The sequence below is a fragment of the Paraburkholderia sp. genome (genome assembly GCF_036488505.1).
Lineage (GTDB): Bacteria > Pseudomonadota > Gammaproteobacteria > Burkholderiales > Burkholderiaceae > Paraburkholderia.
Genome location: NZ_DASXHN010000070.1, coordinates 1 through 8,167 on the forward strand (window position 1 = coordinate 1; position 8,167 = coordinate 8,167).

At 61.9% G+C, this 8,167-nt stretch carries 8 protein-coding genes and 1 pseudogene; all 9 read left to right on the forward strand.

Annotated features, from left to right (window positions below; translation table 11 throughout):
* The first annotated feature begins 6 nt into the window (after positions 1-6).
* The gene (fabF, locus tag VGH68_RS04025) at positions 7-1,245 is read left to right on the forward strand and encodes a beta-ketoacyl-ACP synthase II (RefSeq protein ID WP_331602212.1); all 1,239 of its coding nucleotides are present in this window, start codon (positions 7-9) and stop codon (positions 1,243-1,245) included.
* Positions 1,246-1,385: 140 nt separating this feature from the next.
* Positions 1,386-1,778, forward strand: a complete 393-nt coding sequence (locus VGH68_RS04030; RefSeq protein WP_414696891.1) for a hypothetical protein — start codon at positions 1,386-1,388, stop codon at positions 1,776-1,778.
* Positions 1,779-1,878: 100 nt separating this feature from the next.
* Positions 1,879-2,478 carry an RNA polymerase sigma factor RpoE gene (rpoE, locus tag VGH68_RS04035; protein ID WP_006051939.1) on the forward strand — a complete coding sequence of 200 codons (600 nt, stop codon included), beginning with the start codon at positions 1,879-1,881 and terminating at the stop codon, positions 2,476-2,478.
* Positions 2,479-2,570: 92 nt separating this feature from the next.
* A complete protein-coding gene (locus VGH68_RS04040; RefSeq protein ID WP_331602207.1) occupies positions 2,571-3,185 on the forward strand; it encodes a sigma-E factor negative regulatory protein in 615 nt (204 codons plus the stop codon).
* Between the two features lie 4 nt (positions 3,186-3,189).
* Positions 3,190-4,233: a MucB/RseB C-terminal domain-containing protein gene (locus VGH68_RS04045; RefSeq protein WP_331602208.1), complete on the forward strand. Its 1,044-nt coding sequence runs from the start codon at positions 3,190-3,192 to the stop codon at positions 4,231-4,233.
* A gap of 36 nt (positions 4,234-4,269) precedes the next feature.
* Positions 4,270-5,802, forward strand: coding sequence for a DegQ family serine endoprotease (locus VGH68_RS04050; protein ID WP_331602209.1), 1,533 nt, complete (start codon positions 4,270-4,272; stop codon positions 5,800-5,802).
* Positions 5,799-6,071, forward strand: a complete 273-nt coding sequence (locus VGH68_RS04055; RefSeq protein ID WP_331602210.1) for a glutaredoxin family protein — start codon at positions 5,799-5,801, stop codon at positions 6,069-6,071. The genes VGH68_RS04050 and VGH68_RS04055 overlap by 4 nt, the downstream gene beginning before the upstream one ends.
* 167 nt (positions 6,072-6,238) lie before the next feature.
* On the forward strand, positions 6,239-8,032 hold the full coding sequence (gene lepA, locus VGH68_RS04060) for a translation elongation factor 4 (RefSeq protein ID WP_331602211.1): 1,794 nt from the start codon (positions 6,239-6,241) through the stop codon (positions 8,030-8,032).
* 18 nt (positions 8,033-8,050) lie between these two features.
* Positions 8,051-8,167, forward strand: a pseudogene (locus tag VGH68_RS04065) (signal peptidase I); the annotation flags it as partial.

The window sequence follows — 8,167 nt, forward strand, 5'->3', positions numbered from 1 at the left end:
GTTACCGTGAGCCGCCGTCGTGTTGTTGTTACAGGCCTGGGGCTGATTTCGCCTGTTGGCAATAATGTTGCCGATGGCTGGGCCAATCTGGTCGCCGGCAAGTCGGGTATTGCCAATATCACGAAGTTCGACGCGTCGAACTTTTCGACCCGGTTCGCTGGCGAGGTGAAGGGCTTCAATATCGAGGACTATATCGCCGGTAAGGAAGCACGCCACATGGATACGTTCATCCATTACGGCGTGGCTGCCGGCATCCAGGCGATGCAGGACAGCGGTCTCGAAGTCACCGACGAGAATTCGGAGCGCATCGGCGTCGTGGTCGGCTCGGGCATCGGCGGTCTGCCGATGATCGAGATCACGCAGACCGAACTGCTTAATCGTGGCCCTCGCCGTATATCGCCGTTCTTCGTGCCGGCATCGATCATCAACATGATCTCCGGCCATCTGTCGATCAAATTCGGCATCAAAGGCCCGAATCTGGCGATCGTCACCGCCTGTACGACCGGTCTGCATTGCATCGGCGAGGCTTCACGTCTGATCGAATACGGCGACGCCGACGTGATGATCGCGGGCGGCGCGGAATCGACCGTGTCGCCGCTCGGTATCGGCGGCTTTGCGGCGGCGCGCGCGCTGTCGCAACGCAACGACGATCCGGCGACCGCGAGCCGTCCGTGGGACAAGGACCGCGACGGCTTTGTGCTGGGCGAGGGTGCCGGCGTGATGGTGCTCGAAGAGTACGAGCACGCGAAGGCGCGCGGCGCGAAGATCTACGCGGAAGTGAGCGGCTACGGCATGAGCGGCGACGCTTATCACATGACCGCTCCGCTGGAAGATGGTGACGGCGCGCGCCGGTGCATGCTGGCGGCGATGAAAAACGCGGGCATCAACGCGGATCAGGTGACCTACCTGAACGCGCACGGCACGTCCACGCCGCTCGGCGATCTCGCGGAAACCACCGGCATCAAGCGCGCGTTTGGTGACCACGCCAAAAACATGGTCGTGAATTCGACCAAGTCGATGACGGGTCACCTGCTGGGCGGCGCTGGCGGTTTGGAGTCGGTGTTCACGGTGCTCGCCGTGCATCACCAGGTGTCGCCTCCGACCATCAACATCTTCAACCAGGACCCGGCCTGCGATCTCGACTACTGCGCAAACACAGCGCGGGAAATGAAGATCGACATCGCGCTGAAGAACTCGTTCGGGTTCGGCGGCACGAACGGCACGCTGGTGTTCAAGCGCGCCTGATCGCCTGATAACAGGTGACGCGCCAGTCGACGACGCCGGCTTTGCCGGCGCTTGCCCCCGAAGTCGCAACGTTGGGCAGAGCGACGCAGCGGATTGCGCTGCGTCGCTCTGCGGCGCTGCGCGCCGCGTTGGGGGCTTTCGTGCTGATTGCGACGTTAGCCGTCCATGGCTGCTTGGCTGCACATCTGGACACATGGCGCGCCGCTCCGCTGACGTTCGCCGTAGCGGCATTGCTCGGGCTGTGCGCGGCGAGGTATGACGCCGCGCAGCCGGTGGCGCTGCAAATCGGACCGGACGGACTTTCCGCCTGGAACGGGGCGGGACTGCTACTCGCGCAGGGGCGCGTCGTCGGCTGTGCGCAGTGGGCCGGCTTTCTACTGGTGCTCGCACTCCAGCCTGAAGGTCGCGGAACACGGGCTCCGTCGACTGGTTTTCGCGCTGATGCACACACCTTGCTGCTGCCGGCCGACGCGCTGGCGACCCCCGTCTTTCGCGAACTTTCCGTGCTCGGCCGGCGTGCGGCCGGCGTCTGACTGTAACGACTGTAACCGCTGCTTCCGTAGTAACGTCCGCGACCAGCGGGACGCTACAATGGTCCCCCGCCATGCGCCCCATAGTTAACGGATTTATCAGGTGAGCGAAAAAGAAATTGACCAGGTGCTGGTCGAGCGCGTCCAGAAGGGCGACAAGGCCGCGTTCGAGCTTCTGGTCTCCAAATACCACCGCAAGATTCTCCGGCTGATCTCGCGCCTCGTGCGGGACCCCGCCGAAGTCGAAGATGTCGCACAGGACGCTTTTATCAAGGCGTATCGCGCGCTGCCCCAGTTTCGCGGGGAATCGGCGTTCTATACGTGGTTGTACCGTATTGCGGTTAATACCGCGAAGAACTACCTTGCCACCCAAGGCCGTCGGGCGCCCACGTCGACCGAAGCGGATGCTGAAGAAGCTGAAACTTTCTCGGACGCCGACCAACTAAGGGATATCAACACGCCTGAGTCGATGTTGATGAGCAAACAGATCGCCGAGACGGTCAATGCTGCGATGGCGGTTTTGCCGGAAGAATTGCGCACCGCCATTACTCTTCGAGAAATTGAGGGTTTGAGCTACGAGGAAATCGCCGAGATGATGGGTTGCCCAATCGGCACGGTCAGATCACGAATTTTCCGCGCTCGCGAAGCCATTGCGGCAAAATTGCGCCCGCTGCTTGACACACCTGAAGGCAAGCGCTGGTAAGCTGCGAAGCGTCCAGTCGGCCGAGCGGGGCATGGGTGCAATATCTGGATTAGTGGTGTCACTACGGGGTATTCGTAAAGATGGGGAGCATCATGGGGTCTTTCTCGATGCAATCGCAAGCGAGTTCGCAAGGCGAGCGTCTGTCCGCTTTCGTCGACGGTGAGCTGTTCGGCGAAGATCACTTGAATCTGGACAAGTTTCTTTCCGCGCTCGACGGCGACGATCGCGCCGCCTGGTCGAGCTACCATCTGATCGGCGATGCGTTGCGGTCCGACGAGCTGGCGATCAGTCCTACGAAAAGCAGTGCATTTCTGAGCGGTTTCGCCACGCGTCTTGAAAGCGAGCCGCACGTGCTGGCGCCGGCCGTCGCGGCTTCGGCTGTTGCGCGCAGTCTGCTTGGGCTGCGCCGCCGTGTCGTACCGGCCTTCGCGGTCGCCGCCGCGGCCGCCACGCTGACGTGGATCGTTGTGCCGCAATTGCAGGGTGTGCCGGGCGGTTCGGGCGCACAACTGGCGTCGCGGGGCGATGCGGTGCAGCGTGTTGCTATGGCGTCGGTGCCGGGCCAGTCGTCGCAAGACGCCAACATCATTCGCGACGCCAGCCTCGATCAATATCTCGAAGCTCACCAGCAGTTCGCGCAACAACCGGTCATGGCGGGTTCGATGCCGGTGATTCGCGCTGCTTCAGTCTCCACGCAGGGCCAATAGTTTGATGCAGACTTCGCGGTTGAATAAAACGACTATCTGGGGGCGGTTGCCAGCATTCCTCTTCTGCGCAGCCGTATTGTTGTCCGCCACACCGCGGGTCTTTGCACAAACCGACGATCTAAGCGCCGCGCATCGCGCCGCGGCCGAACTGCTCGATCGTATTCATCAGGCCGCCCAGCAAGAGAACTACGAGGGCGCGTTCGTTTATCAGCGCGGCGATTTTGTGCAGACGTCGCGCATCGCCCATTATTCGACCCACTCCGACGGCCAGTTCGAGCAGCTCGAAAGCCTCGACGGCAAGCCGCGCAAGATGCTGCGGCATAACGACGACATGTTCACGTTCGTGCCGGAGCGGCGTCTCGTGGTCGTCGAAAAGCGTCAGAACAAAGACTCTTTCCCCGCGTTGCTGGCCGTGAGCGGCGAGCAGGTGCTGTCCGTCTATGAACCGAAGATGCTCGGCGATGACCGGGTCGCGGGTGTCGACAGCGTCGTGCTGGAGCTCGATCCGAAAGACGCATACCGGTTCGCCTACAAGCTGTGGGCTGACAAAAAGACCGGGCTACTGCTGCGCGCGCAAACGCTCGACCCGAGCGGCCAGGTGCTCGAACAGCTGTCTTTCTCGCAAGTGCGGATCGGCGTGCCGGTCGACAAAGCCGGGATCGTCAACGGCATCCGTAATCTGGCCGGATGGACGGTAGTGCGTCCCCCGGTCGAGCCGGTGGATATGGCCGCGCAGGGCTGGGAGATCACGCCGTCGGTGCCGGGATTTCGGATGATCCGCCAGTTGCGCCGTCCGATGGCATCGCGCGAAGCGGGGCAGCCGCCTATTCCGGTCGATCAGGCAGTGTTTTCCGACGGCCTCGCAGCCATTTCGGTGTTCGTCGAGCCGGTCGAAAACAATTCGCGCAAGGAAGGCACAGGCAATAGCGGCGCGACGCACGTGCTGGTCAAGCGCCAAGGCAACTTCTGGATTACCCTGCTTGGCGAAGTGCCCCAAACCACATTGCAGCAATTCGCGTCTGCCATAGAATACAAAGCTCCGAAGTAACCTTCCGAATCCTGAAATCCCTCGGCTTGCTACGATATGACGACTTTTTCGGTGCGCAAATTCCTCGCGACCGTAGTGGTGGCGGCGTGTTTGCCGCTTGTGCCGCATATGGCCTCCGCGGCGCCCGCTGCCAATCTGCCCGACTTCACTGACCTCGTCGACAAGGTCGGCCCGGCGGTCGTCAACATCCGCACGACAACGCGCGTGTCGAACAGCGGTGCCCGAGGCGGCTTGCCGCCGGGCATGGACGACGGCGACATGTCCGAATTCTTCCGGCGCTTTTTCGGCATTCCGTTGCCGCAGTCGCCGCAATCTCCTGGCGCGCCGCGCGGCGGCGACAATGGTGGCAGCGGCGGCAGTGGGGGTGGCGGTGGCAGCGGCGGTAGCCAGGACGCGCCGGACAACAACGACGCGGAGCAGAACAGCGGGGTCGGCTCCGGCTTCATCCTGTCCGCGGATGGCTATGTGATGACCAATGCACACGTCGTCGACGATGCCGACACCATTTACGTCACGCTGACCGACAAGCGCGAATTCAAGGCGAAGCTGATCGGCGTCGACGACCGCACCGACGTCGCGGTCGTCAAGATCAATGCGTCGAACCTGCCGACCATCACGATCGGCGATTCGAACAAGGTGCGCGTGGGCGAGTGGGTGGTCGCGATTGGCTCGCCGTTCGGTCTCGAGAACACGGTGACGGCCGGCATCGTCAGCGCGAAGGGGCGCGACACCGGCGACTATCTGCCGTTCATTCAGACGGATGTGGCCGTCAATCCGGGCAACTCTGGCGGACCGCTGATCAACATGCAGGGCGAGGTGATCGGCATCAACTCGCAGATCTATAGCCGCACCGGCGGTTTCATGGGCATTTCGTTTGCGATTCCGATCGACGAAGCGATGCGCGTGGCCGATCAGCTCAAGAGTTCCGGCAAGGTGGTGCGCGGCCGTATCGCTGTGGCGATCGGCGAAGTGACGAAGGACGTCGCCGATTCACTCGGCTTGCCGAAGGCGCAAGGCGCGCTCGTCAGCAGCGTTGAGCCGGGCGGCCCGGCCGACAAGGCCGGCGTGCAGCCTGGGGACATCATTCTGAAGTTCAACGGCCATTCGGTCGATACCGCGACCGACCTGCCACGCATGGTCGGCGATACGAAGCCGGGTACCAAAACGACGCTCACGGTGTGGCGCAAGGGACAGACGCACGAGTTGCCGGTCACGATCGCCGAAATGCAGCCGGACAAGGTCGCGAAGGCTGATCAGAAAAAGCCGCAGGCGCCGAAGCAGCGCGCGACGAATGCGCTCGGCATCGCTGTCAGCGATATTCCGGCCGCTCAACAGAGCGACCTGAAGATCCACAACGGCGTGCAGATCGACGCGGTCGATGGCCCGGCCGCGCGCGTCGGGCTGCAAAAAGGTGACATCATCCTGCGGGTCGGCGATACGGACATCACGAGCGCGAAGCAGTTCGACGATCTGACGTCGCACCTCGATCCGCAGAAGATGGTCGCGCTACTGGTTCGCCGCGGCGACAACACGCAGTTCGTGCCGGTCCGTCCGCGCGCGCAGAAATGACGAAACCGGCATCGCTCACGCTCTTCGGGCGCGCGTGGTGTCACCTGTGCGAAGACATGCGCGCCGCGCTCGAACCATTGCTGGCAGAGTTCGGCGCGCAACTGACTGTGATTGACGTCGACACCGACCCGTTACTGGAAGCGCGTTATAACGAACGGGTGCCGGTTCTCGTCTGCGACGGCGCCGAGTTGTGTCACTACCATCTCGACGAAACGCGGGTGCGTGCCGCGCTGACTGTGCATGCGTCGCAAAGTGCCGCGGCATCATGATGTCGTCCACGTCGAATTTCCCGCATCCTCCGCCCTCTCTTTGCGTCCCGGCCTCGCAAGATGCGCCGGCCGATAGCCTTTTCGGCTAAAATAGATAGGTTTTTCACCTACTTACAAGGCGTGCTCCGCTATTGTCCGGGCGCGCCTTTTCGCTTGATCGGTACTGAATGGATCATATTCGTAACTTCTCGATCATTGCGCACATCGACCATGGCAAGTCGACGCTCGCCGATCGCATCATCCAGATTTGCGGCGGACTGTCGGACCGCGAGATGGAAGCCCAGGTGCTCGACTCGATGGATCTCGAGCGCGAGCGCGGCATTACCATCAAGGCGCAAACCGCCGCACTGACGTATCGCGCCCGCGACGGGCAGATCTACAACCTCAATATGATCGACACGCCGGGACACGTCGATTTCTCGTACGAAGTCAGCCGCTCCCTATCCGCCTGCGAAGGCGCGCTGCTGGTCGTCGATGCGAGCCAGGGTGTGGAAGCGCAAACCGTTGCGAACTGCTACACGGCGATCGAACTTGGCGTCGAAGTGGTGCCGGTGCTCAACAAGATCGACCTGCCAGCGGCGAATCCTGAAAACGCGATCGCCGAAATCGAGGACGTGATCGGCATCGACGCGACCGACGCGACCCAATGCAGCGCGAAGACCGGGCTTGGCGTCGAGGACGTGCTGGAGGCGCTGATCGCGAAAGTCCCGCCGCCGAAAGGTGATCCGCAAGCACCGCTGCAAGCGCTGATTATCGACTCCTGGTTCGATAACTACGTCGGCGTCGTGATGCTCGTGCGTATCGTCAACGGCACGCTGCGTCCCAAGGACAAGATCCGCCTGATGGCGACCGGCGCGCAATTTCCGGTTGAGCACATTGGCGTATTCACGCCGAAATCCAAGAATCTCGAAGCGCTGGCGGCGGGGCAGGTGGGCTTCATCATCGCCGGCATCAAGGAACTGGCGGCGGCAAAAGTCGGCGATACGGTCACGCTCGTGAACCAGCCGGCCAGCGGGCCGCTGCCGGGCTTCAAGGAAGTGAAGCCGCAGGTGTTCGCGGGCCTCTATCCGGTCGAGGCGAATCAGTACGACGCGCTGCGCGACTCCCTCGAAAAGCTCAAGCTGAACGACGCGTCGCTGCAGTACGAACCGGAAGTGTCGCAGGCGCTCGGCTTCGGTTTCCGCTGCGGCTTCCTCGGTCTGCTGCACATGGAGATCGTGCAGGAACGTCTCGAACGCGAATTCGACATGGACCTGATCACCACGGCGCCGACGGTGGTCTATGAAGTCCTGCAGCGCGACGGCACGACGCTGATGGTCGAGAACCCGGCCAAGATGCCGGAGCCATCGAAGATCGAAGAGGTGCGCGAGCCGATCGTGACCGTCAACCTGTACATGCCGCAGGACTATGTCGGCGCGGTGATCACGCTGTGTACGCAAAAGCGCGGCAACCAGATCAACATGCAGTATCACGGCCGTCAGGTTCAGCTCACGTATGAAATCCCGATGGGCGAGGTCGTACTCGATTTCTTCGACCGCCTGAAGTCGATCTCGCGCGGCTATGCGTCGATGGATTACGAGTTCAAGGAATATCGCGCGTCCGACGTCGTCAAGGTCGACATGCTGATCAACGGCGACAAGGTCGACGCACTGTCGGTGATCGTGCACCGCTCGCAGAGCCAGTACCGCGGCCGCGAAGTAGCGGCGAAAATGCGCGAACTGATCCCGCGCCAGATGTACGACGTGGCGGTGCAGGCCACGATCGGCTCGAACATCATTGCGCGCGAAAACATTAAAGCGTTGCGTAAGAACGTGCTGGCAAAATGCTACGGCGGTGACATTACGCGTAAGAAGAAGCTGCTCGAAAAGCAGAAGGCAGGCAAGAAGCGAATGAAGCAGGTGGGCTCGGTCGAGATTCCACAAGAGGCTTTCCTCGCGATCCTGCGTGTCGAAGACAAATAAGCTGAATAACGGAACCCTATGAATTTTGCGCTGATTCTTTTTGTGCTCGTCGTTTTGACGGGCGTCGCATGGGTCGCGGACAAACTGGTTTTCCTGCCGAAACGGCGCCGCGCGGCCGAGGCCGCGGTCGCCGAA

Bases quoted from the DNA above. Each gene is read 5' to 3' on its own strand.
- VGH68_RS04040 (WP_331602207.1), top strand. From the start codon at position 2,571: ATGGGGTCTTTCTCGATGCAATCGCAAGCGAGTTCGCAAGGCGAGCGT.
- VGH68_RS04045 (WP_331602208.1), top strand. From the start codon at position 3,190: ATGCAGACTTCGCGGTTGAATAAAACGACTATCTGGGGGCGGTTGCCA.
- VGH68_RS04050 (WP_331602209.1), top strand. From the start codon at position 4,270: ATGACGACTTTTTCGGTGCGCAAATTCCTCGCGACCGTAGTGGTGGCG.
- VGH68_RS04055 (WP_331602210.1), top strand. From the start codon at position 5,799: ATGACGAAACCGGCATCGCTCACGCTCTTCGGGCGCGCGTGGTGTCAC.
- lepA (WP_331602211.1), top strand. From the start codon at position 6,239: ATGGATCATATTCGTAACTTCTCGATCATTGCGCACATCGACCATGGC.